The organism is Angustibacter luteus (assembly GCF_039541115.1).
In the GTDB taxonomy this organism is placed as follows: Bacteria; Actinomycetota; Actinomycetes; order Actinomycetales; family Angustibacteraceae; genus Angustibacter; species Angustibacter luteus.
On record NZ_BAABFP010000005.1, the window covers coordinates 245,513 to 268,659 of the forward strand.

The window sequence follows — 23,147 nt, forward strand, 5'->3', positions numbered from 1 at the left end:
ACGAGGGCAACGACCGGCTAGGTCAGTGGGCGGTCCAGCCGCCGTCCAGGGCGAACGACGAACCGGTGATGGACGTCGCGGCGGGTCCGCACAGGTACGCGACGAGCTCGGCCACCTCGGCCGGCTCGACGAGGCGCTTGAGGGCGACCGGCTCGAGCAGCACCTGCTCGAGCACCTCGTCCTCGCTGATGCCGTGGCTGCTCGCCTGGTCCGCGATCTGCTTCTCCACCAACGGAGTTCGCACGTAGGCGGGGTTGACGCAGTTGCTGGTCACGCCGTGCTCGGCTCCCTCCAGCGCAATGACCTTGCTCAGGCCCTCGAGGCCGTGCTTGGCCGTGACGTAGGCGGACTTGAACGGCGACGCGCGCAGCCCGTGCACCGACGACACGTTCACCACACGACCCCAGCCGCGCTCGTACATGCCCGGCAGAGCGCGCCGGACCAGCCGGAAGGGCGCCTCCAGCATCACGGTGAGGATCTGGTGGAACACCTCCGGCGGGAACTCGTGCAGGGGAGCGACGTGCTGCAGGCCCGCGTTGTTGACCACGATGTCGACGTCCACGTCGAGGCCGTCGACCGCGTCCAGGTCGGACAGGTCGCAGGTCAGCGCGGTCGCGCCCAGCCGGTCGGCCAGCTGCTGCAGCGGCTCCGCGGCCAGGTCGACGAGCCGCAGGGACGCCCCCGCGGCGGCGAGCCGTTCGGCGCAGGCCGCGCCGATCCCGCTGGCGGCGCCGGTGACCAGGGCAGTTCGTCCGGTGAGGTCGGTCGTCATGCGATCGAGGCTAGGGCGGTTCGTCAGATGACGCAGATGGGGCACCCGACCGACGTCAGGTGCCCCATCTGCGACCACTCAGCGGCGGCCCGGCGACGGCTCAGGCCGGGACGCTCGCGACGCCCGGGGCAAGGAACCGCCCGCCGGCCGCCCGCTCGGCGACGCCGGTGCGGTCCAGCAGGGGCGTGAGCCCGCCGTTCCAGAACGAGAAGCCCGCTCCGGTGATCATCGCCAGGTCGAGGTCCTCGGGGGCGACCACCACGCCCTCGTCGAGCATCCGCCGGGCCTCGTCGGCCAGGGCCGTGAGCACCTGCTCGCGCACCTGCTCACGGGTCAGCACGACGGGCTCCGCGGGCTCGTCGAACAGGGCGGCGACCTCCGGGTCCAGGCTCGGCTTCGGACCGTCCCAGACGTAGAAGCCGGGCTTGCCGGCCGCCACGACGCGGCGCAGGTTCTCCGAGACGTAGAACCGGTCGGGGAACGCCCCGGCGAGCGTCTCGGAGTTGTGCAGCGCGATGGCCGGGCCGACGAGTGCGAGCAGCACGAACGGTGGCATCGGTGCGAACCCGGCGAACGCGCTGTCCGCGACCTCGAGCGGGGTGCCCTCGTCGGTGACCCGTCCCACCTCGCCCATGAACCGGCCGAGCAGCCGGTTCACGATGAACGAGGGGGAGTCCTTGACCCCGATCGTGGTCTTGCGCAACGTCTTGCCGGTCGCGAACGCGGTGGCCAGCGTGGCGTCGTCCGTCTGGTCACCGCGCACGATCTCGAGCAGGGGCATGATCGCGACCGGGTTGAAGAAGTGGAACCCGACGACCCGCTCCGGGTGCTCGAGCTTCGAGGCCATCTCGGTGATCGACAGCGACGAGGTGTTCGTGGCCAGCACGCACTCGGGCGAGACGATGGCCTCGACCTCGGCGAACACCTGCTGCTTGACCGACATCTCCTCGAAGACGGCCTCGATGACGAAGTCGGCGTCCGCGAAGCCGTCCTTGGACGTCGAGCCGGTCAGCAGCGCCTTGAGCCGGTTGGCCTTGTCCGGGCCGATCCGGCCCTTGCCGAGCAGGCCGTCGATCTCGCCGTGCACGTACGACACGCCCTTGTCGACCCGAGCCTGGTCCAGGTCGGTCATCACGACCGGCACCTCGAGCCGCTGGGCGAACAGCAGCGCGAGCTGGCTGGCCATCAGCCCGGCCCCGACGATGCCGACCTTCGTGACCGGACGGGCCAGCGCCTTGTCCGGCGCGCCGGCGGGGCGCTTGGCGCGGCCCTGCACGAGGTTGAACGAGTAGACGCCGGAGCGGAACTCCTCGCTCATGATGAGGTCCGCCAGCGCGGCGTCCTCGGCGGCGAAACCGGCGTCCCGGTCGGCGGTCCGCGCGGCCCGGACGATCTCGATCGCCCGGTACGGCGCTGGTGCGACGCCGCCGGTCTTCATGTCCGCGAACGCCTTGGCCGCCGCGAGTGCGCCCTCCCAGACCTGCTCGTCGCGCTCGATCTCGGCGCGCTCGACGACGACGTCGCCGCGGACGACGGCACCGGCCCAGCGCAGCGACTGCTCCAGGAAGTCGGCGGGCTCGAACATGGCGTCCGCGATGCCGAGCTTGTACGCCTGCGGCCCCTTCAGCATCCGGTTCTGGCTGAGCGGGTTCTCGATGATCACCTTGAGGGCGTTCGTGACGCCGACCAGGTTCGGCAGCAGGTGGTTGCCGCCCCAGCCGGGCACCAGCCCCAGGAAGGTCTCGGGCAGCGCGACCGCGGGCACCCCGGACGAGATGGTCCGGTAGGTCGCGTGCAGCGCCACCTCGACGCCGCCACCCATGGCCGCGCCGTTGACGAACGCGAAGGACGGCACGGCGAGCTCGCCCAGGCGGCGCAGGGTGTCGTGGCCGAACCGGGCGATGGTCAGCGCCTGCTCGCGGTCGCTGAGTGCACCGACGTCCTTCAGGTCCGCGCCGACCGCGAAGATGAAGGGCTTGCCGGTGATGCCGACCGCGACGATCTCGCCGGAGTCGGCGCGGGCGGACACCGCGTCGAGCGCGGCGGACAGGTTGAGCAGCCCGCGCGGGCCGAGCGTCGTCGGCTTGGTGTGGTCGAAGCCGTTGTCCATGCTGATCAGCGCCAGCGTGCCCGGGCCGCCGGGCAGGGCGACGTCGCGGACGTGGAAGGACGTGACCCGCTCGTCGGAGCCCGCCTCGGCGAGCGCCTGGACGTCGGCGATCACCTGGGCAGTGTCGTGGCCGGTGGTCGTGGTCATCAGGCTGCCGTCCCCTCGGTCGAAGCGTCCTGGGCGTCGTCCTTGCCGTAGTCGGCGTGGTGCGGGTTCTCCCAGATCACCGCGCCGCCCATGCCGATCCCGATGCACATGGCGGTCAGGCCGTAGCGGACCTGCGGGTTCTCCTCGAACTGCCGGGCCAGCTGGGTCATCAGCCGGACGCCGGACGAGGCCAGCGGGTGACCGGTCGCGATGGCGCCGCCGTACTGGTTGACCCGGGCGTCGTCGTCCGCGATCCCGAAGTGGTCGAGGAAGGCGAGCACCTGGACGGCGAACGCCTCGTTCAGCTCGAACAGGCCGATGTCCTCGATGGTCAGGCCGGCCTGCTTGAGCGCCTTCTCGGTGGCCGGCACCGGGCCGATCCCCATGACCTCGGGCTCGACTCCGACGAAGGAGTAGGCGACCAGGCGCATGCGGGCCGGCAGACCCAGCTCGTCGGCGGTCTCGGCGGAGGCCAGGATGCAGGCGGTGGCGCCGTCGTTGAGCCCGGCGGCGTTGCCCGCGGTGACCCGGCCGTGCGGGCGGAACGGGGTCTTCAGGGCGGCCAGGTCCTCAAGGGTGGTGCCGGGGCGCGGCGGCTCGTCGGCCGTGGACAGGCCCCAGCCGAGCTCGTCGTGCCGCGTCGCGACCGGCACCAGGTCGGGCTGGATCTTGTTGTCCGCGTAGGCCTGGGCGAGCTTGTCCTGGCTCCCGACGGCGAACCGGTCCGAGCGCTCCTTGGTGATCTCCGGGAACCGGTCGTGCAGGTTCTCGGCGGTCGAGCCCATCACGAGCGCGGACGGGTCGACGAGCTTCTCGGCGACGATCCGCGGGTTGGGGTCGACGCCCTCGCCCATCGGGTGGTGGCCCATGTGCTCGACGCCGCCGGCGATGACCACGTCGTAGGCGCCGAACGCGATCCCGGACGCGGTGGTGGTGACGGCCGTCATGGCGCCGGCGCACATCCGGTCGATGGAGAAGCCCGGCACCGTCTTCGGCAGGCCGGACAGCAGCGCCGCCAGCCGGCCGATGGTCAGTCCCTGGTCGCCGATCTGGGTGGTCGCGGCGATGGCCACGTCGTCCACCCGCTCCGGCGGCAGCTGCGGGTTGCGCCGCACCAGCTCGCGGATGCAGTTGATGACCAGGTCGTCGGCGCGGGTCTGCGCGTAGACGCCCTTCTGGCCGGCCTTGCCGAACGGGGTGCGGACACCGTCGACGAAGACGACGTCGCGTAGCGCGCGGGGCACGATTCCTCCCAAGCGGGACGGGGTGGTGGCGCCCGATCCGGGGTCGCCAGGACTGACCTGCTGATGCTACTCGCCGGTAACCTGGAGCGGCAGTCGCACCCGTGTGACACCACTCACCCCGACTGGCTCTAGTCTGACCCGTCATGGCCGAGCAGGGGGTTCAGCCCCAGTCCGTCGACCTCGTGGTGCTGGGTGCCGGCATCTCGGGGCTGACCGCCGCGCGCCGCGCCGCGGCCCGTGGGCTGTCGGTGCTGGTGCTGGAGCCCGAGGAGCAGGTGGGGGGTCGGTCGGCCAGCTTCGACGTCGCGGGCGTGCAGGTGGACGTCGGTGCCCGCCGGCTGCCGTCGACACTCGACCCGGACGTGCTCGAGCACCTGCGCGGGCTGCTGGGTGACGACCTGCAGACCCGCCCCCAGCGCGGCCGGCTGCGGGTCGCCGGCCAGTGGATCAGCTACCCGCTGCGGGCCAGCGACCTGGCGGCTCGCATGCCGCGCCGGCTCACCCTGTCCGCCGCGCGCGGCGCGGCGCGCGGACCCGCCCGGCGCCGGCACGACGACACCTACCAGGGTGTGCTGCGCTCGGGGCTCGGCCCCGCCCTGTACGACGCCGTGTTCGGGCCGTTCGCGCGCAAGCTCTACGGCCTCGAGGGTGCCCAGCTGGACCCCGAGCAGGCGCACCGGCTGCTCGCCTCGGAGCGTCCGACCCGGTCCGCCGGCCAGGTCCTGCGCCGCTCGCGCAACCGCGAGGTCGTCAGCCCGGCGGCGTTCCTGTACCCACGCGGCGGCTTCGGGCAGATCCCGGCAGCGCTGGCCCAGGCGGCAGCCGACAGCGGCGCGCGGCTGGTGACCGGTGCACCGGTGCGCACGCTGCACGCCCGCACGGACGGGGTCCGGGTGATCTGGGACGGCGGCGAGGTGCACGCCGCGCAGGCGTTCTCGACCGTCCCGCTGACCGACCTCGGCCGGGTCGCCCGGCCCGCGCCGTCCGCCCAGGTCGTGCAGGAGGCGGCCGGGCTCACCTACCGGTCCATGCTGCTGGTGTACCTCGTGCACGAGGGTGGCCGGTGGACGTCCTACGACACCCACTACCTACCCAGCCTGGACACCCCGGTCGCGCGGCTGAGCGAGCCGGCGAACTTCCGGACGAACCCCGAGGACCCCGCCGACCGGACCGTGCTGTGTGCCGAGATCCCGTGCACCCTCGGGGACGACCTGTGGGAGAGCCCGGACGACGTTCTCGCCGAGACGGTGGTGGCCACCATCGCCGCGCTCGGGCTCCCGCCCGTCCGCCTGGGTGGGGTGCGGGTGCGCCGGCTCCCGAAGGCCTACCCGGTGTACGCGCTGGGCTACCACCAGCGGCTGTCCGGCCTGAGCGCCTGGGCGGAGCGGCTGGCCCACGTCACGGCGTTCGGGCGGCTCGGCCTGTTCGTGCAGGACGACACCCACCACGCCCTGCGCATGGGCTGGGACGCCGCGGACTGCTTGCAGCTCGACGGCGACGTCGCGTCGCCGGACCACGTCGTGTCCCTGGACCACGTGGCCTGGCAGGCGGCGCGGGACCGGTTCCGCCAGCACGAGACCCAGCAGGACTAGCGCTCAGGCGTCTGACGCCTCGGGTTCCTCCGTCACCGGGGCCTTGGCCAGCTGGCCCAGCGCGTCGCGCAGGATCGGGGCGAGCAGCTCGACCTGCCAGGGCCGGGCGCGCAGCACCGCGAGCCGGTCCTCGAGGTCGTCCGGTGACGGCGGGTCCCAGAGGACCCGGCGGACCGTGTCCGGCGTCATCAGGTTCTCCACCGGGATGGCGAGCCGCTCGGACAGCTCGGCGATCGCGGCGCGGGCGAACGTCAGCCTGGCGGCCGCGTCGGCGTCCCGGTCCGGCCACGCGCGGGGCGGCGGCGGCGCGTCGCTCGGCAGCGACTGCAGCGGCAGCTCGTCCTCGGCGACGTGCCGACCGCGGGCCAGCGCCTCGAGCCAGCGCTTGCCGTGCCGCCGGGCCGCCGGACCGGTGAAGCCCGGCAGCACCACGAGCTCGTCCAGGGTGCGCGGGTTGCCGGTGACGGCCGAGATCATCGCCGCATCCGGCAGCACCCGGCCGGGTGAGACGTCGCGCTGGCGGGCCAGGGCGTCCCGGCTGTTCCACAGCTCGCGCAGCATCGCGAGCTGGCGGCGGGTGCGCAGCTTGTGGGTGCCGCTGGTGCGCCGCCACGGGTCGACGCGGGCCGGTGCGGGGGGCGCGGCGACCAGGGCCGCGAACTCCTGCTCCGCCCACTCCAGCTTGCCCTGCTCCTCGAGCAGCCGGGCGATCTCGTCCCGCAGGTCCACCAGCACCTCGACGTCCAGCGCGGCGTAGCGCAGCCAGTCCTGCGGCAGCGGGCGGGTCGACCAGTCCACCGCCGAGTGCTCCTTGGCCAGGGTCAGCCCGAGCAGCTCCTCCACCACGGACCCCAGCCCGACCTTCGCGAGCCCGGCCAGCCGCGCGCCCAGCTCGGTGTCGAACAGCCGGGTCGGCCGCATCCCCACGTCCGCCAGGCACGCCAGGTCCTGGGACGCGGCGTGCAGGACCCACTCGACCCCGCGCAGGGCCTCGTCCACCGGCGACAGGTCGGGGACGGCGGCCGGGTCGATGAGCCACGAACCGGCGCCCTCGCGGCGCAGCTGCACCAGGTAGGCGGCCTGGCCGTAGCGGTAGCCGGAGGCGCGCTCGGCGTCCACGGCGACCGGACCCGTGCCCGCGGCGAGCGCATCGGCCGCCTCGACCAGCCGGCGCTCGGTGATGACGACGTCCGGGATGCCGTCGCGCGGCTCCACCAGTGGCGTGGGGGCGGCTTCGGTCACAAGGGCCACCGTACGCGTTCTGGCGATGGCAGTCGGTGACCGCCGGTCGGTCCGGCGTGGCTCGGCGAGCGAGCAGGGGGCTTAGTGGATGACGCCAGCGCGCAGCGACAGCATGACCATCTCGGCGCGGTCGCCGGTGCCCACCTTGCGGGCGATCCGGGCCAGGTGGCTCTTGACGGTCAGCGCGGACAGGCCCAGCGCAGCGCCGATCTCCTTGTTGGAGCGGCCGTTCGCCACGTGCTGGAGCACCTCGACCTCGCGCTCGGAGAGCTGCTCGGCCAGGCCGCGTGAGCCGTGGTCGGTGGGGGAGGCGGCCGGTCGTCCCGAGACGAGGAAGCAGCGCACGCCAGCCGTCAGCGCGCCACGCACCGTGTACGCGTCGTCCATCGTCGAGACGACGACGCCGCGCTGCCAGCCGAGAGCGCGCAGGTCCCGCAGCAGGGCGACGCCGGAGCCGTCCGGCAGGACCACGTCGGTCACGCACAGGGCGTGCGGCCCCAGCAGGCGAGCCCGACGACGGGCCTCCTCGATGGTCCCGGCCTGCACGACCTCACGGGCACCGAGCGAGCGCATCATGCGGCTCACGGTGTCGCGGGCCCCCTGTGGTCCGATGACCACCAGGGCGGCGAACCGACCAGGGCGGGACAGGGGAACGCCCGCAACACGCTCGGCGACCGCAGCCACTAGCGCCTCCTTGATCCGTCCGCACCGGTCCACCCGGTCGGCACCTGAGTTTCCCGACGGGTGCTACATCGGCAGGCGATCCGTCGTCCTTGACAAGAACGAGAGAAAACCTCGTCAACGTCGACGTCAGCGTCGGCGGGCCGGCAGCGCGGTCACGCCGTCCGGCAGCGGCGGCAGGCCGGCCACGGTGCACAGCAGGTCCGTCCAGGCGCACAGGTGCGCCGCCACGTCGTCGTCCGTCGGGGTCCACGAGGCGCGGATCTCGATCTCCACGCCCGACGGGCGGTCCGCGAGCGCCGCAAAGCTCTCCGACACCACCCGGGTCACCGTGCCGCCCTCGCGGGTGTACTCGGCACCGCGCAGGCCCAGCGCCTCGACGAGCCAGGACCAGCCCACCTCGCCAAGCAGGGGGTCGGCGCCGAGCTCGGGCTCGAGGTCGGCGCGCACGAACGTGACGGCGCGGAAGGTGCCGTCCCACGGTTCGGGTCCGGTGGGGTCGTAGAGCAGCACGAACCGTCCGGTCGCGAGCTCCTCCAGGTCACCGCCCGGGCGGCGGTCCACGACGTCGGCCGTCAGCGCGACGGAGTACGGCGCGATGCGGCCGGGGGAGGGTGCCTCGGTCAGCACGACCTCGGGGCGGACCATGGCGCTCTTCAACGCTACGAGCGCCCGCTGGAAGGGTTCCGGGGCGTCGTCGGGCAAGGTCCTGGCGACCATGAGGGAAGCGTACGTCCGCGCGGGGCGGTCACCAGCGCGGCGCGCCGGTCTGGCTAGCCTTCGACCGTGGCCGTCCTCCTCGCTCTGCTGTCCAGCGTCATGTGGGGCAGCTCCGACTTCCTCGGCGGCCTGCGCTCGCGAATCCGGCCGGCGATGGCGGTGGTGGGCGGCTCGCAGCTGTGCGGGCTGATCGCCATCGCCCTGGTCGCACTGGTGACCGGTGCGTGGCACGGCGACGCCGGGTGGGTGGGCTGGGCGGTCGCCGCGGGCCTGTCCGGCACCGGCGGGCTGGTCTGCTTCTACGCCGCGCTGGCGGCCGGGACGATGGGCGTGGTCTCGCCGATCGCCGCGTTGGGCGCGGTCGTGCCGGTGATCATCGGCATCGTGTCCGGGGAGCGGCCCAGTGCCCTGAGCGTGACCGGACTGGTCGTGGCGCTGCTCGGCGCGGTGCTGGCCAGTGGCCCCGAGCTGCGGGGCGGCGCCGGGGCGCGGCCGGTGGGGCTGGCCGCGCTGGCCGGGGTCGGCTTCGGCCTGGCCCTGGTGTTCATCGAGCGCGGTGCCCGCTTCGACTCCGTCATGACGCTCACCGGGATGCGGGTGACCAGCGTCGCGGTGTTCGCCGTGGTGGCGATCAGCCTGCGCAGCATCGGCGGGCTGCGCCCCTCGGACGTCGTCCCGCTGGCTGTCGTCGGGCTCGGGGACGTCGGCGCCAACCTGCTCTACGCGCTGGCCACCCAGCGCGGCCTGCTCAGCATCACCGCGGTCGTCGGCTCGCTGTACCCGGTCGTGACGGTGCTGCTGGCCCGCTTCGTGCTGCACGAGCGGCTGGCCAGGATCCAGCAGATCGGAGTCGGGGCCGCCCTGGTCGGCGTCGCCCTGGTCGCCCTGGGTCGGGTGTGACGTCCCTGCGCGGGTGAGGACGTCGGCTCGCTGCGTGCGAGCATGGACGTCGTGACGACCGCCAGCCCGAGCGCGCCCGCCCCCGACGCGGCAGCCCTGCACGACTCCGCGTTCCTGCGGGCCTGCCGGCGCGAGCCGGTCGAGCACACCCCCGTGTGGTTCATGCGCCAGGCGGGCCGGTCGCTGCCGGAGTACCGCAAGGTCCGCGAGGGCATCTCGATGCTCGACTCGTGCGCCCGACCTGACCTGGTCGCCGAGATCACCATGCAGCCGGTGCGCCGCTACGGCGTGGACGCGGCCATCTTCTACAGCGACATCGTGGTGCCGCTCAAGGCGATCGGCGTCGACCTCGACATCGTGCCCGGCGTCGGGCCGGTGGTCGCCGAGCCGTTCGCCAGCCGCGCCGACCTGGACCGGCTGCCCGAGCTGACCGCGGCCGACGTGCCGTACGTGAGCGACGCGGTGCGCCTGCTGGTCGCCGAGCTGGGCGCCACCCCGCTCATCGGGTTCGCCGGCGCGCCGTACACGCTCGCGTCGTACCTGGTGGAGGGCGGCCCGTCGAAGAACCACGAGCGCACCAAGGCGCTGATGTACGGCGACCCCGAGCTCTGGCACGCCCTCGCCGGTCGCCTCGCGGCGATCGCCGGTGCGTTCCTGCGGGTGCAGGTGGAGGCCGGCGCGAGTGCCGTCCAGCTGTTCGACTCCTGGGTCGGGGCCTTGCCGCTGGCCGACTACCGCGAGCTCGTGCAGCCGCACTCCGCGGCCGTGCTGGACGCCGTCGCCGACCTCGGCGTGCCCCGGATCCACTTCGGGGTGGGGACCGGTGAGCTGCTGGGCGCGATGGGCGAGGCCGGCGCGGACGTCGTGGGGGTGGACTTCCGGGTGGCGCTCGACGAGGCCAGTCGCCGGGTCGGTCCGCAGCGCGCCGTCCAGGGCAACCTCGACCCGGCCCTGCTCTTCGCGCCGGCTCCCGTGCTCGAGCGCCGGGTGCGCGCCACGGTCGAGGCCGGGCGCCGCGCCCCGGGCCATGTGTTCAACCTGGGGCACGGCGTCCCGCCGAACGCCGACCCGGCGGTGCTGAGCCGGGTCGTCGAGCTGGTTCAGGGAGCCGGCTGAGGGTCCGCACCCCGGCGGCGGGCCCACACCACGACCGGCACGGCGACCAGTGCCGCGATCACCAGGAACGGCAGCAGGGCACCGAGCACGGTGAGCACGATCGTCACCGAGGCACCCAGTGCGGTCCAGCCGGCCGAGAGGCCGGTCAGGAAGCCGCTGTCGTCGTCCTCGGGCGTGGTGGTCGCCACGACGACCGGGGTCAGGCTGACGGTGAGCGTGGACAGGCTGGTCTGGTTGTCCAACGCCTTGAGCTGCGCCTCGAGTGACTCCAGGTCGGCCTCGCGGCGGGACAGCTCGCCCTCGATCTGCACGACCTGGCCGAGGCTGGTCGCCTTGGTGAGCAGCGCGCGCACCCGTTCGACGCTGGCTCGCTGGGTCTTCACCCGGCTGCTGGTGTCCACGTACTTGGTGGTCACGTCGTCGCTGGACTGGGTGCGGCTGAGCACCGCGCCGCTCCGCGCTACCGCGGCCATGACCGTGTCCAGGGACTCGTTCGGCACCCGAGCCGTCAGCACCGACTCGGTGTAGGCCCCCGTGGTGTCCTGCGCTGGGTCTGTCGAGGTGTCCTCGGCCGGCATCGGCTCCTTCGGGCTGCTGCTGGTCTTCTCGTCCGCGATGAACCCCTTGGCCTGCTCCACGGCGGTTCGCACCGCCGCCGCGGCCCGGTCGACGTCCTTGGCCTGCACGGACATGGCGGCGGTCTTGATGATCTTCTGGTCGGTGACGACCGGTGCGGCCTGGCTGCTGACGCCGGCCCCGTCACCACCGTCAGCGTCCGATGCCGCGTCACCGGCCGACGGCTCCGCGGCCTTCTCGCCGCCGACCTGGGACTGCGCCGGTCCGTCCGCGACCGCGGCAGAACCGGAGGCGGAGTCACCGCTGTCCGCGGCCCCCCCGCAGCCGGTCAGGACGAGGACGCTGAGCAGCGCCGTGGCTGCCAGTGCGCGTCGGGTGGTGGTCATGGCAGCTCCTTCGTCGAAGATCAGCGGGCAGTGCTGGGACGTCGCCCGTCGGCGCGGTCGTTCCCACCCGGGCGTCTCGATCAGGTCACGGTCTGCGAACCTTTCGCCATGCTGTCCGTCGCGGTCGTCGGAGCCGGGATCACCGGCCTCTCCGCGGCGTGGGAGCTGACCTCGCGTCGTCCGGACGTGTCGGTCGTGCTGTTGGAGGCCAGCTCCGCGGTGGGCGGGAAGCTCGCGCTCGGTGCGGTCGCCGGGCTGGACGTCGACCTGGGGGCCGAGTCGGTGCTGGCCCGTCGCCCCGAGGCGGTGGACCTGGCCCGCGAGGTCGGCCTGGGCGCGGACCTGGAGGCGCCGCGAGCCATCGGGGCGTCGGTGTGGAGCGCCGGTGCGCTGCGCGCCCTGCCCGCCGGGACGTTGATGGGCGTGCCGGGCCGGCTCGACACGCTCACCGGACTGCTCAGCGCGGCCGAGGTCGCCGAGGTCCGGGCCGAGCCTGCGGGCACCTGGGCCCCGCTCGAGGGGGACGTGGACGTCGCGTCCTTCGTCGCGCAGCGGGTCGGCCCCGCCGTGGTCGAGCGGCTCGTCGAGCCGCTGCTGGGCGGGGTCTACGCGGGGAGCGCCGCGAACCTGTCGCTGCGCGCCACCGTGCCCGCGCTGTGGCGGGCCGCCGTCGCGGGCACCTCGGTCGTGGACGCCGCCCGGGCCGCCGCGGCCGCGGGCGTGGCCACCCGGGGAGCTGGCCCCGGTGAGCAGGCCGCCCCTGTGTTCGTCGGGGTGCGCGGCGGCGTCGGCCGCTTGCCCGTCGCGGTGGCCGCCGCCCTGCGCGGCCGCGGGGTCGACGTCCGGCTCGGGGTCACGGTCCGTGAGCTGGGTCGCCGTGAGCGCGGCTGGCGGTTGGTCACCGGACCGACCACGGACCCCGAGGCCCTGGACGTCGACGCGGTCGTGCTCGCCGTGCCGGCGGCCCCGACCGCTCGGCTGCTGCGCGACGAGGCACCGTTGGCCGCTGCCGAGCTCGCCGCCGTCGAGGCGGCGAGCATGGCGATCGTCACCTTCGCGTTCCGCCGCAACGAGATCCGCGGACTCCTCGGCTCCGGCGTGCTCGTGCCGCCGGTGGACGGTCGGTACGTGAAGGCGGCCACGTTCTCGTCGGCCAAGTGGGGCTGGCTGGACGAGGCTGCCGGTGAGCACGTCGTGCTGCGGGCCTCTGTCGGGCGGCACGGCCAGGTCGCGGACCTGCAGCGTCCCGACGACGAGCTGGTGCAGCGGGTGCTGGCCGACCTGCGCGCACTGCCGGGCGCGGTCCTGCCCGAGCCCGTCGACCACCGGGTGACCCGCTGGGGTGGCGGACTGCCGCAGTACGCCGTGGGGCACGTCGGCGCGATGGCGCGGGTCGCGGACGCCGTCGCGGGGCTGGGCGGGCTCGAGCTGGCCGGGGCGACGTACGAGGGTGTCGGCATCCCGGCGTGCGTGGCGTCGGGTCGGGCCGCCGGGGCCCGGGTCGCGACCCACCTGGACGGTCGCGCCGTCGGGTACGGGACACTGGGCGGATGAGCGAGGAGAGCGGCAGGGTCAAGGCCCGCGAGGCGAACGAGACGGTCCGCTACGCGATGTGGTCCGTGTTCGCCGTCCGGGACGGTCTGGGCGACGGGGACCGCGAGAAGCTGGTCGCCGAGGTCGAGCAGGCGCTCGCCGACCTGGCGGGTGAGGACCTGACGGTGCGCGGCTGGTACGACGTCGCCGGCCTGCGCGCCGACGCCGACCTGATGGTCTGGTGGCACGCACCGACCGTGGAGACCGTGCAGGCCGCCTACCAGCGGCTCCGCCAGACCGGTCTCGGCCGGCACCTGGCACCGGTCTGGTCGAACGTCGCGCTGCACCGTCCGGCCGAGTTCAACAAGAGCCACATCCCGGCGTTCATGGCCGGTGAGCCGGCCCGCGGCTACATCTGCGTGTACCCGTTCGTCCGTTCCTACGAGTGGTACCTGCTGCCCGACGAGGAGCGGCGTCGCATGCTCATGGAGCACGGCCTCGCCGCTCGCGGGTACCCGGACGTGCGGGCCAACACGGTGTCGTCGTTCGCGCTGGGGGACTACGAGTGGGTGCTGGCGTTCGAGTGCGACGAGCTGCACCGGATCGTCGACCTGATGCGTGACCTGCGGGCTACGGACGCGCGGCGGCACGTCCGCGAGGAGGTCCCCTTCTACACGGGGCCCCGCGTCGAGCTCGCCGACCTGGTCACCCGCCTCCCCTGACCCCCCGCACACCCACGCTTCCGCCACCCAGTCCGGTTTCCGCCACTCAAGCCGGTGGCGGCGGGTGCAAAACCGGTCTGGGTGGCGGAAAGCGGCTTGGTGGCGGAAGCGTGGGTCAGGCCTTGGGCTGCAGGGTCAGGCTGATGGAGTTGATGCAGTACCGCTGGTCGGTCGGCGTGTCGTAGCCCTCGCCCTCGAAGACGTGGCCCAGGTGCGAGCCGCACGTCCCGCAGCGCACCTCGACCCGCTTCATGCCGAGCGTGACGTCCTCGATGTACTCGACGCGGTCCTGCGCCAGCGGGCTGTAGAACGACGGCCATCCGCAGTGCGAGCTGAACTTGTGGTCGCTGCGGAACAGCTCGGCCCCGCAGGCCCGACAGGCGTAGACGCCCTCGGTCGTGGTGTCGGTGTACTCGCCGACGAACGGCGCCTCGGTGCCCGCCTCGCGGAGCACGTGGAACTCCTTGGCGCTGAGCTGCTCGCGCCAGGCGGCGTCGTCCTTGGTGATCTCGTAGCTGCGGCCGGTGGGCTGCATCGCACGTCCTTTCCAGGGAAGTCTCACGCCCACATAACACCGAGCCGGCCGGGGAACGTTCCCCGGCCGACCGGTGATGAGCGCGACGTCACAGCCGCGTAAGAACTGCTAGCGGACGTCGAGCCGCACGACCTGCGGGTCGTGGTCGCTGTCCTGGTCGAAGAACTCCGAGTTGGTGTGCACGGCGTCGTACTCGTACAGCTTCGTGCTGCCGTCCTTGGCCAGCGAACCGCTGATCAGGATGTGGTCGAGCACCTGGCTGTTGCCGTCGAAGACGTACGTGTAGCGCTCCTTCTTCGGCAGAGTCCGCGGCAGGTCGACCAACGGGTTGATGCCACCCACCAGCAGGTCCGCCGTCTGCGAGAACTCGAAGTCGTTGATGTCACCGAGCACGATGATCTTCGCCGACGAGTTCGCCTGCTGCAGGTTCGCGACGAACTGGTGCACGAGCTGCGCCTGCTGGTGGCGCTGCACCTCGCTGGACCGCACCGGCGGCTGGTAGCGGCCGAACACCGCGTTGTCGCCACCCTTGGAGTTCAGGTGGTTGGCGATCACGAACAGGGGCTGCCCGTTCCACTTGAACTGTCCGACCAGCGGCTTGCGGCTGGCGTTCCAGGCGGTGTTCGCGGGGTCGATGCGGCCAGGGCTGACGGACAGGTGGGTCTTGGCGCCGACCCCCTCGACCGTCACCGGGGTGGTGGACGTCCCGCCGTCGCGCTGCACGAAACCGAGGCCGCGGTCAGTGCGGTAGAGGAAGACCTGCCGGATGTTGCCACCCGGCTGCCCGCCGTCCGCGCCGTCGACCGGGTCGATCGACTGCGACTTGTACTTCGGTCCGCCGGCGGCGCGGATCGCCGCGACCAGCTTGCTCACCGTGAGGTCGCTGGCGACGGTGCCGTCGTTGGTGGCGCCGCTGTTGTCCTGGATCTCCTCGACGGCCAGCAGGTCGGGGGAGCGCAGGTTCGTGACGATCTGAGCGGCCAACCGGTCGAACTTCGTCTGTGGGTCGGCCGGGGCGAGGTTCTCCACGTTGAACGTGGCCACCGCCAGCTGGTCCGCGGACGGCGCGTCGGTGACCTCGCGCTGCAGGCCCAGCCGCTTGACGGTCGGCGCTGCGGTGAGGTTCAGGTGGAAGTTCGAGAAGTCGTAGTCGAGGACGCCGACCGCCTGGTCCTTGATCTTGTCGCCCACGTTCATCGCGGTGACCGATCCGGCGGGCAGCAGCTGGTCGTCCATGATCAGCCGGGCGCCGTTGGGGTGGTCGTAGCCGGAGTACACGACGCCGCCGCGCGCGCTGCGGATCACATCAGGGCTGCCGCCGGGGATGATCGGCGTCTCGCCGAACCCGGTGTTCGTCGGGCCGACCGCGACCGGCTTGGCCACCGCGACCCGCATGCCTTCCAGCGACTCGTCGAAGTCCATGGCGTCCGTGGTCGGCGAGAACGGCACGCCGGCCGCCTGGACGTCGCCCGGAGCGCCGCTCTTGATCGTCTGGGCCGGCGCGACCCGGTCGACGCCCAGCACGACGGGCGCGGGCAGCGAGTTGCCCGACGAGGCCACGGCGACCGTCGGTCGGGTCAGCTCGGTCGTGCTCAGACCGCCGGCGCCCGGGAAGAACTCGGTGACGGTGGCGTCGACGCTGACGGCGTCGCCGACCGCGACGGCCGGCGCGCTGCTGGTGAACACGTACACGCCGTCGCTGGTCGCGTCGTCCGCGTCCGGGGTCGTCGACTGGAACCAGAAGCCCCGGGGTCCCTTGGCGGTCACGACGCCCTGGACGTCGGTCACCAGCTGGTCCTTGAGCGGCGAGGTGTGCGTCGCGCCCTGGATCTGCTCGATCGTGGCGGGCTGACCCGTGGGAGGCGCGGCCGTGCAGGCGGGCGTCGCGGTCGCCGAGTTCTCGGGGGCCGGTGGCGCGGTGGCGAAGTCGGCCGCGTTGTTGTCCGTGTCCGTGCAGGGCGCGTTGCGCACGACCGCGGTGGTGTTGGACGGCGCCGGGGCAGGTCCGCTGCCCTCGAAGGTGGTCGCGGTGGTGCCGAAGCCGACCCGGTCGACGAGCTGCTGGACGTCGTTGAAGACGTCGATGCGCCCGGCGGTGCCGCTGATCAGCGCCGCGCCGACGGCGTCCGGGGTGGGCAGGTCGGCCGTGCCGCCGGCCCCGGCGGCCATCTGCACCAGGTAGCTGTGGCCGGCGGCGATGGTGCCGCTCAGGGTCGTGAGGCTCGCGGCGGGTCCGGTGCTGGTGGCCGGGAAGTACCCGATGGTCCAGCCGGTGACGTCCACCGGGCTCGTCGAGCCGTTGAACAGCTGGACGAAGTCGTTCTTGTACGTGGCGCCGGCGTTGCCGCCACCCCCGTACACCTGGCTGATCACGACGGACGACGACACCGCGTTCGCGGGGGCCGACGCGACGACGGCGGTGGCGCCGACGACGAGCAGGACGGCGGAGCCGGCGACGAGCCGGCGGGGAGTTCGTGGCATGCGGGCGCTCCTGACAGAAGGGACGAATGGTTTCTACCAGGAGGTTTCGCCGGACAACAGGGGCATCCGGGCCACAAGCAGACGAAATGTCGGTGGCGAACCGGTGGGATCTGCCGAGCGCGCTGCCCGCCGGGGCGGTCGAGGGTCAGGGGTAGCTGACCACGAAGCTCGCCGTGCCGGTGGCGCCAGTGGGGACGCCGGTGTCGTTGACGACGTGGTCGAGCGTGCCGGCCCCGAGCTGCACCGTCAGCAGGTCGTGCAGTCGCACCCCCGGTCGGTCGGGGACCTCGAACCCGTGGCTGGCGTGGATCGTCGGGTCGACGTTCGTGTAGACGTAGCTCCCGCCACCCCACAGCTCGTGGGTGCGTACCGAGCCGGCCACCTTGTAGCCCGCGTAACCCAGCACACCGTCGTGCTGCCAGGCCGCCTGGTTCGGGGCGTCGTACGGCAGCTCGTTCTGGAAGAACACGGTACGCCCGCGCTCACCGTTCCAGACGACGTTGTCCTTCTGGTAGTGCTCGACGAACAGCCCGGTGGCGGTCACGTCGTCACCGTTCACGACCAGGCCGTGGTCGGCCGTGTTGACCGTCCAGCCGACGCCCTGCCCGTGGTCGGCGCGCCACGACCAGATGTCGTCGAGCAGGACGTGGTCGCTGTTCACCTCGAGCGCGACCACGGCCTTCCCGGCGTGCGGGCCACCGACCCGGAAGAACACGTCCTGGACGCCGGTCGGGTCCGCTGCGCTGCTGCTGCCGGGCCGGCCGCGCTGTCCGGGCTGACTGCCGTGCCCGTGCCGGGTGCCGACGCGCATCAGCGCGGGGGAGCGCACCGGACCGGCGTCGATCATCAGCCCCGCGACGTCGACGCCCTTGACGTCGCCGACGACCAGCGGCACGGCACCGCGGGCCGCGGTGAGCGTCGCCATCCCCAGACCCAGCACGACGGTGTCGGCCCGCTTGACCTCGATGCTGCGGTCGACGTCGTACACCCCCGGGGTGAGGAGCAGGTTCTTGCCGCGGGCGAGCTGGGCGTTGATGGTGCGCACCGAGTCGGAGGGGCGCGCCACGAAGAAGTCGGACAGCGGGAGGGAACGTCCGGCGGTGGGCCCGTTCTCCCAGGTCGTGCCGGACGAGTCCCGTCGCGGGGCCGGCACCAGCACCCGGTAGCGGCCGGCGGGGTCGAGGTACAGGAACGGCTTCTCCCGGCTGGCCGGGGTGGTGGCCAGGGTCGTGTAGGTCGGGTCCGGGAAGGACTGCGCCGGGGCACCCTGCACACCGGCGAAGACCTGGTTCCACACGCCGTTCGACCAGCTGCCGATCCTGCTGTCGCGGACCAGGAACTGCTGCTGGGAGCCGTTGATCACGTCCCCGGTGCGGGAGTCGGAGATGAAGCCACCGCTTGCGTACTGCGGCCCCGCGGTGCAGTAGTCCATCAGCGTCAAGGTGCCTCCGGTGATGTTCACCCGGCGCATCGGAGCCGCCTGCGAGACGGCCCAGAACTCGCCCGAGGCGCGGCAGTCGGTGCCGCCGGCCACGTTGATCGTGAGGTTGGAGACGGAGCGCCAGAAGTTGTCGAGCGCGATGCAGTTGTCGGCGGTGAGGCACCGGTTGTACACGTCCACGTGACCGTTGATGACGACGTCCGTCGGCGAGGCGCCCAGCCCGGCGACCTCGGTGTAGTAGCCGACCTGGAAGACCAGCGGGTGATCCACCGAGCCGTACGTGCCGGGCTTGAACAGCAACGTGTACCGTCCGGTCCCCATCTCGTCGTCGATCTGCTGTGCCGCAACGGCATCCACGGTTGCCTGGACCTCGGCGAGTGGCATGGACGGGTCGAGCACCGTGACGTTCGGGCCGAGGTCGGGCGGGCTGGGCTGGTGGTGCCCCGGGTGCGCGCCCGCCGCGCCGGACGTTGCCGCCGCCGGCGCGCTCACGCCGAGGAGCGCGATGCCGACCACGGTCGCCAGGACGACGAGCAGCGACGCGGGTCGCGGACGCCGCCGCCGCGCGGCGGTGGGTGGGAGCGCTCTCGCATCGGTGTGCTGACGAGACATCAGGTTCCTGCCCTTCGGGGAGGCCGCGACCGGCGTTCGGGACACTAGCCCCGGAAAAGGGTCTGGTCCAGACATGTGTCGCATCCTGGTCATACCACCGATTCGGTGCGGCGCTGCGGGCGCATGTCGCCGGGACCGCGTACGTTCTGGAGCCATGGCGGCTGCAGCAGAGACGGTGGAGGTCGACGGGCCGGACGGCGTCCGCGCGGTGCGCCTGTCCAGCCCGGACCGGTTGGTCTGGCCGCAGGTCGGCATCACCAAGCGCGAGCTCGCCGACTACGTGGTCGCGGTCGGTCCGGCGCTGCTGCGCCACATCGGCGACCGACCGGTCACGCTGCAGCGGTTCCGCGGCGGCATCGACGGCGAGATGTTCTACTCCAAGAACCCGCCGAAGGGCGTGCCGTCGTGGGTGCGGGCCGTGCCCGTGACCTACCCGAGCGGGCGCAGCCACGACCAGCTCGTGATCGACGAGCCGGCGGGGGCGGTGTGGGCGGTGCAGATGAGCACCGTCACGTTCCACCCGTGGCCCGTGCGGACGACGGACCTGGACCAGCCGGACGAGCTGCGCATCGACCTCGATCCGCAGCCCGGCCGCACCTTCGCCGACGTCGTGCGAGCCGCGCAACTGCTCCGCACGCTGTTGGACGAGCTCGGCCTGACCGGCTGGGTCAAGACGTCCGGCAACCGCGGCCTGCACGTGTTCTCCAGGATCACCCCGGACCGCGAGTTCCTGGACGTCCGGCACGCCGTGATCGGGATCGGCCGCGAGCTGGTCCGGCGGGACCCCGACCTGCTCACCATGGAGTGGTGGAAGGAGCAGCGCGGCGAGCGGATCTTCGTCGACTTCAACCAGTCGAACCGGGACCGGACGATCGCGTCGGCGTACAGCCCGCGGCCCCTGCCGCACGCGCCGGTGTCGACCCCGCTGCGCTGGGACGAGCTGGACGACGTCGACCCCACGGCGCTGACGGTCCGGACCGTGCCGGCGCGGCTGGCCGAGGTCGGTGACGCCTGGGCGGGCATCGACGAGGCGGTGGGCTCGCTGGACGCCGCCGCCGACCTGTGGCGGGCCGACGTGGAGGAGCGCGGGCTGGGCGAGCTGAACTTCCCGCCCGACTACCCCAAGATGCCGGGCGAGCCGCCGCGGGTGCAGCCCAGCCGCAAGAACGAGGCGAACTGGACGGACGACGCGTGAGCGCGATCGATCCCGGCCGGCTCGACCCGCGGGTCGGTGCCTACATCGAGCCGCTTCCGCGGTGGCAGCAGGACATCTGCCGCAGGGTGCGCGAGCTGGCCCTGGCCGCCGACCCGGAGGTCATCGAGACGGTCAAGCGGCGGGTGCAGCCCTACTACGTGCTCGACGGCAACGTGTGCGCCCTGCTCGCCGCCCGGGGCTGGGTGAACGTGTTCATCTACAACGGGGCGCTGGTGGACGACCCGACCGGGCTGATCACCGGGGGCCGGCGGAACGTGTCGGGCCGGACGATCGCCGTCCACGAGGGCGACGTCCTGGACGAGCCGGCGCTCACCGCGATCCTGCGGCAGGTGATCGCCAACAACCGCGCCGGTCGCAAGGTCCGCCCGACGGGCGGCGCGCGCCGCGAGGTCGCCGTCTCGGCTCAGCTCGCCACCGACCTGGCCGAGGCGGGGCTCGCCGAGGCGTTCGACGAGCGTCCCTACTACCAGCGCCACTACTGGGTCGAGTCGATCACCTCGGCCAAGCGGGTCGAGACGCGGCAGCGCCGGCTCGACGTGATGCTCGAGCACCTGCGCACCGGTTCGGCGCCGTAGTCAGCCCATCCTCAGCAGGCGAGCGGGGGTGTCGTGCAGCACGGACTGCAGGAACGGCTCGCCCAGCCGCTCGTCCGCCGCGGCCCACGACTCGATCGCGGCCAGCTGCTCGGCGTACGGGTAGGGGATGTTGGGGAAGTCCGAGCCGAGCGCGACCCGGTCGGACACGTCGACCAGCCGGCTCGCCCAGTCCGTCGGCAGCGGCGCCATCCGCTGGCTGAACGCCGTCCCGACCATCGTGGTGTCCAGGTGCAGCAACGGGTGCGCGGCCATCAGGTCGAGGGCGCCGGCGAAGTCCGGCATGCCGGCGTGCGCGAGCACCGCCACCAGCCGCGGGTGCGCGGCCAGCACCTCGGCGAACACCGCGAGCCCGGTGAACCGGCCCGGGATCGGGCCGTCCCCGCAGTGCACCACCACGGGGACGCCGGCCTCTGCGAGCAGCCCCCACGCGGGCGCGAGCAGCGGGTCCCGCGGGTCGAAGCCACCGACCTGCACGTGCACCTTCGCGCAGCGCGCTCCCGCGTCCAGCGCCGCGGCGAGGTACGTCGAGACCGACGGCTCCGGGTAGATCGTCGCCGTCGGCACGGCGCCCGGCGTGCGCTTCCCGAAGTCCACCGCCCACTCGGTCAGCCACTGCGCCATGCCCGGGCGGTGCGCGTAGACCAGGGGAGCGAACCCGGTGACGCCCTGCTCGGCCAGCCACGCGAGCCGCTCGGACTCGGTGCCCTTGTAGTGCACGGGCCAGGCCGTCCCGTAGTGCTGCTCGGCCCCGTCGAAGTAGGCCCAGACCTTGCGCAGCACCTGGTCCGGCATGAAGTGGACGTGCAGGTCGACCAGCCCGCCCGTCGGCTGGAAGCTCACCCCAGGAAGGTGGTGCCCGCGTAGACGTGCAGCACGGGCACACCCAGCTCGTCGCGAGCGCGGCTGGCCCAGTCGCGGTGGAACGTGTCCTCCATCGCGTGCGGTCGGGTCACCACGACGACCTCGCGGGCCCCGAGCGTGTCGATGGTCTGCTGCACCGCCGGCAGCGGGTCGTCGGCGGTGACCTCGCCGTCCGCCTCGACCCCGGTGCCGCGAAGCGCGGTCAGGGACACCTCGAGGGCGTCGGACGCCGACGTGCGGGCCTGGTCGTCACTGGGCTCACGGCCGCGGACGGCGTCCAGGGCCTTGCGCAGCTCGAGCATGCTCAGGTGGTCGATGACGTCGACCAGCAGGTTGCGCTCGGTGTCCGCGGGGACGAGCACGTGGTAGCGCAGCTCCTCCCCGTCGTGCAGCGCGACGATGCGCTGGGCGTCGCCGTCGCCGAGCGCCTGCTCGGAGAGGATCACGATGAGGTCGGCCACGGCTGGCTCCTGGTCTGCGAGCGGTCACGAACGGTCGGGACGATCCTGGCACGTCCGGCTTCCGGCTGTCGGTGGGGTCGGCTTGAATGGCCGGATGCAGCTGCCCGTGATGCCGCCCGTCCCGCCGATGCTGGCCAAGCCGGCCAAGCAGATCCCCGGTGGGGCCATGAGCTACGAGCCGAAGTGGGACGGGTTCCGGTCGATCATCTTCCGCGACGGTGACGAGGTCGAGATCGGCAGCCGCAACGAGAAGCCGATGACCCGCTACTTCCCCGAGCTCGTCGAGGCCGTGCGGCAGAACCTGCCTGAGCGCTGCGTCGTGGACGGCGAGATCATCGTGGTCGGTGAGTCCGGCGACCGGCTCGACTTCGAGGCGCTGCAGCAGCGGATCCACCCTGCCGTGAGCCGGGTGACGATGCTCTCGCAGAAGACCCCCGCCCGGTTCGTGGCGTTCGACCTGCTCGCGCTCGGTGACCAGGACTGGACGTCGCGCCCGTTCGTCGAGCGGCGCGCCGCCCTGGTCGAGGCGCTGGCCGGGGCGCAGCCTCCGATCCACCTGACGGCCGCGACCACCGACCCGGGCACGGCGGAGCAGTGGTTCCACCAGTTCGAGGGCGCTGGGCTCGACGGGTTGGTCGCCAAGCCGCTCGACGGCACGTACCGGCCGGACAAGCGCACCATGACCAAGATCAAGCACGAGCGGACCGCGGACGTCGTGGTGGCCGGCTACCGGGTGCACAAGAGCGGGCCGGACGCGATCGGCTCGCTGCTGCTCGGCCTCTACGGTCCGGACGGCATCCTGGCCAGCGTCGGCGTCATCGGGGCGTTCCCGATGGCCCGCCGGCGCGAGCTGCTCACCGAGCTGCAACCGCTGGTCACGACGTTCGACGACCACCCCTGGGCGTGGGCAAAGCAAGAGGAGGGCACCCGGACTCCGCGCAACGCCGAGGGCAGCCGGTGGGCCGCCGGCAAGGACCTGACCTTCGTCCCGCTGAGACCAGAGCTCGTCGTCGAGGTGCGGTACGACCACATGGAGGGCATCCGGTTCCGGCACACCGCGCAGTTCGTGCGCTGGCGGCCCGACCGTGAGCCGACCTCGTGCGGGTACGACCAGCTCGAGGAGCCGGTCAGCTTCGACCTCACGGACGTCCTCGGCGCCCGTGGTTAGCGCGCCCGGGGTCAGGGCGTGCACTGCCAGGCACT

The 23,147-nt window shown here is 72.8% G+C and carries 20 protein-coding genes; 8 read left to right on the forward strand and 12 right to left on the reverse strand.

Features of this window, described 5'->3' with window-relative positions; genetic code table 11:
- Positions 1 to 22: 22 nt before the first annotated feature.
- The 3 genes from ABEB17_RS10290 to ABEB17_RS10300 all read right to left on the reverse strand — a co-directional run bounded on the left by ABEB17_RS10290 (position 23) and on the right by ABEB17_RS10300 (position 4,273).
- On the reverse strand, positions 23 to 772 hold the full coding sequence (locus ABEB17_RS10290) for a 3-hydroxybutyrate dehydrogenase (RefSeq protein ID WP_345716606.1): 750 nt from the start codon (positions 770 to 772) through the stop codon (positions 23 to 25).
- A gap of 100 nt (positions 773 to 872) precedes the next feature.
- Positions 873 to 3,029, reverse strand: a complete 2,157-nt coding sequence (locus tag ABEB17_RS10295; protein WP_345716607.1) for a 3-hydroxyacyl-CoA dehydrogenase NAD-binding domain-containing protein — start codon at positions 3,027 to 3,029, stop codon at positions 873 to 875.
- Entirely contained in the window at positions 3,029 to 4,273 is a 1,245-nt protein-coding gene (locus tag ABEB17_RS10300; RefSeq protein WP_345716608.1) for a thiolase family protein, read from the reverse strand. Before ABEB17_RS10300 ends, ABEB17_RS10295 begins: the two co-directional genes overlap by 1 nt.
- Positions 4,274 to 4,416: 143 nt before the next feature.
- Here ABEB17_RS10300 and ABEB17_RS10305 point away from each other — a divergent pair, with 143 nt between their 5' ends.
- A complete protein-coding gene (locus ABEB17_RS10305; protein ID WP_345716609.1) occupies positions 4,417 to 5,865 on the forward strand; it encodes a protoporphyrinogen/coproporphyrinogen oxidase in 1,449 nt (482 codons plus the stop codon).
- A 3-nt stretch (positions 5,866 to 5,868) separates the two neighbouring features.
- Here the strand turns inward: ABEB17_RS10305 and ABEB17_RS10310 are convergent, their stop codons facing one another.
- The 3 genes from ABEB17_RS10310 to ABEB17_RS10320 all read right to left on the reverse strand — a co-directional run bounded on the left by ABEB17_RS10310 (position 5,869) and on the right by ABEB17_RS10320 (position 8,508).
- Positions 5,869 to 7,107 (reverse strand): ribonuclease D, encoded by a 1,239-nt coding sequence (locus tag ABEB17_RS10310; RefSeq protein ID WP_345716610.1) that lies wholly within the window; start codon positions 7,105 to 7,107, stop codon positions 5,869 to 5,871.
- Positions 7,108 to 7,188: 81 nt separating this feature from the next.
- Positions 7,189 to 7,791 carry a response regulator transcription factor gene (locus tag ABEB17_RS10315; RefSeq protein ID WP_345716611.1) on the reverse strand — a complete coding sequence of 201 codons (603 nt, stop codon included), beginning with the start codon at positions 7,789 to 7,791 and terminating at the stop codon, positions 7,189 to 7,191.
- Between the two features lie 126 nt (positions 7,792 to 7,917).
- Complete coding sequence (locus tag ABEB17_RS10320) at positions 7,918 to 8,508, reverse strand: DUF3000 domain-containing protein (protein ID WP_345716612.1); 591 nt, start codon at positions 8,506 to 8,508, stop codon at positions 7,918 to 7,920.
- Positions 8,509 to 8,574: 66 nt separating this feature from the next.
- On the opposite strand from ABEB17_RS10320, the gene ABEB17_RS10325 reads away from it, so the two are divergent.
- Both ABEB17_RS10325 and hemE read left to right on the forward strand, forming a co-directional pair.
- The gene (locus ABEB17_RS10325) at positions 8,575 to 9,408 is read left to right on the forward strand and encodes a DMT family transporter (protein WP_345716613.1); all 834 of its coding nucleotides are present in this window, start codon (positions 8,575 to 8,577) and stop codon (positions 9,406 to 9,408) included.
- A gap of 42 nt (positions 9,409 to 9,450) precedes the next feature.
- A complete protein-coding gene (gene hemE / locus ABEB17_RS10330; protein ID WP_378226935.1) occupies positions 9,451 to 10,524 on the forward strand; it encodes a uroporphyrinogen decarboxylase in 1,074 nt (357 codons plus the stop codon).
- Here the strand turns inward: hemE and ABEB17_RS10335 are convergent.
- On the reverse strand, positions 10,509 to 11,486 hold the full coding sequence (locus tag ABEB17_RS10335; protein ID WP_345716615.1) for a DUF4349 domain-containing protein: 978 nt from the start codon (positions 11,484 to 11,486) through the stop codon (positions 10,509 to 10,511). The two genes, hemE and ABEB17_RS10335, sit on opposite strands and share 16 nt — an antisense overlap.
- Positions 11,487 to 11,594: 108 nt before the next feature.
- Here ABEB17_RS10335 and hemG point away from each other — a divergent pair, with 108 nt between their 5' ends.
- Complete coding sequence (gene hemG, locus ABEB17_RS10340; protein WP_345716616.1) at positions 11,595 to 13,040, forward strand: protoporphyrinogen oxidase; 1,446 nt, start codon at positions 11,595 to 11,597, stop codon at positions 13,038 to 13,040.
- Positions 13,037 to 13,741: a hydrogen peroxide-dependent heme synthase gene (hemQ, locus tag ABEB17_RS10345; protein ID WP_345716617.1), complete on the forward strand. Its 705-nt coding sequence runs from the start codon at positions 13,037 to 13,039 to the stop codon at positions 13,739 to 13,741. The genes hemG and hemQ overlap by 4 nt, the downstream gene beginning before the upstream one ends.
- Positions 13,742 to 13,856: 115 nt before the next feature.
- Here the strand turns inward: hemQ and msrB are convergent, their stop codons facing one another.
- The 3 genes from msrB to ABEB17_RS10360 all read right to left on the reverse strand — a co-directional run bounded on the left by msrB (position 13,857) and on the right by ABEB17_RS10360 (position 18,810).
- Positions 13,857 to 14,276: a peptide-methionine (R)-S-oxide reductase MsrB gene (msrB, locus tag ABEB17_RS10350; RefSeq protein WP_345716618.1), complete on the reverse strand. Its 420-nt coding sequence runs from the start codon at positions 14,274 to 14,276 to the stop codon at positions 13,857 to 13,859.
- 108 nt (positions 14,277 to 14,384) lie between these two features.
- On the reverse strand, positions 14,385 to 16,757 hold the full coding sequence (locus ABEB17_RS10355) for a lamin tail domain-containing protein (RefSeq protein WP_345716619.1): 2,373 nt from the start codon (positions 16,755 to 16,757) through the stop codon (positions 14,385 to 14,387).
- Positions 16,758 to 16,902: 145 nt separating this feature from the next.
- A complete protein-coding gene (locus tag ABEB17_RS10360; protein ID WP_345716620.1) occupies positions 16,903 to 18,810 on the reverse strand; it encodes an adenylyl cyclase in 1,908 nt (635 codons plus the stop codon).
- Positions 18,811 to 18,964: 154 nt separating this feature from the next.
- Between ABEB17_RS10360 and ligD the strand changes: the two genes are divergently transcribed.
- Both ligD and ABEB17_RS10370 read left to right on the forward strand, forming a co-directional pair.
- Complete coding sequence (gene ligD, locus ABEB17_RS10365) at positions 18,965 to 20,005, forward strand: non-homologous end-joining DNA ligase (RefSeq protein ID WP_345716621.1); 1,041 nt, start codon at positions 18,965 to 18,967, stop codon at positions 20,003 to 20,005.
- Complete coding sequence (locus ABEB17_RS10370) at positions 20,002 to 20,601, forward strand: DUF1801 domain-containing protein (RefSeq protein ID WP_345716622.1); 600 nt, start codon at positions 20,002 to 20,004, stop codon at positions 20,599 to 20,601. The genes ligD and ABEB17_RS10370 overlap by 4 nt, the downstream gene beginning before the upstream one ends.
- Here ABEB17_RS10370 and ABEB17_RS10375 read toward each other — a convergent pair whose 3' ends face one another.
- Positions 20,602 to 21,462, reverse strand: a complete 861-nt coding sequence (locus ABEB17_RS10375; RefSeq protein WP_345716623.1) for an amidohydrolase family protein — start codon at positions 21,460 to 21,462, stop codon at positions 20,602 to 20,604.
- On the reverse strand, positions 21,459 to 21,944 hold the full coding sequence (locus ABEB17_RS10380; RefSeq protein WP_345716624.1) for a hypothetical protein: 486 nt from the start codon (positions 21,942 to 21,944) through the stop codon (positions 21,459 to 21,461). The genes ABEB17_RS10375 and ABEB17_RS10380 overlap by 4 nt, the downstream gene beginning before the upstream one ends.
- 94 nt (positions 21,945 to 22,038) lie before the next feature.
- Between ABEB17_RS10380 and ABEB17_RS10385 the strand changes: the two genes are divergently transcribed.
- Complete coding sequence (locus tag ABEB17_RS10385) at positions 22,039 to 23,112, forward strand: ATP-dependent DNA ligase (protein WP_345716625.1); 1,074 nt, start codon at positions 22,039 to 22,041, stop codon at positions 23,110 to 23,112.
- Positions 23,113 to 23,147 lie beyond the last annotated feature (35 nt).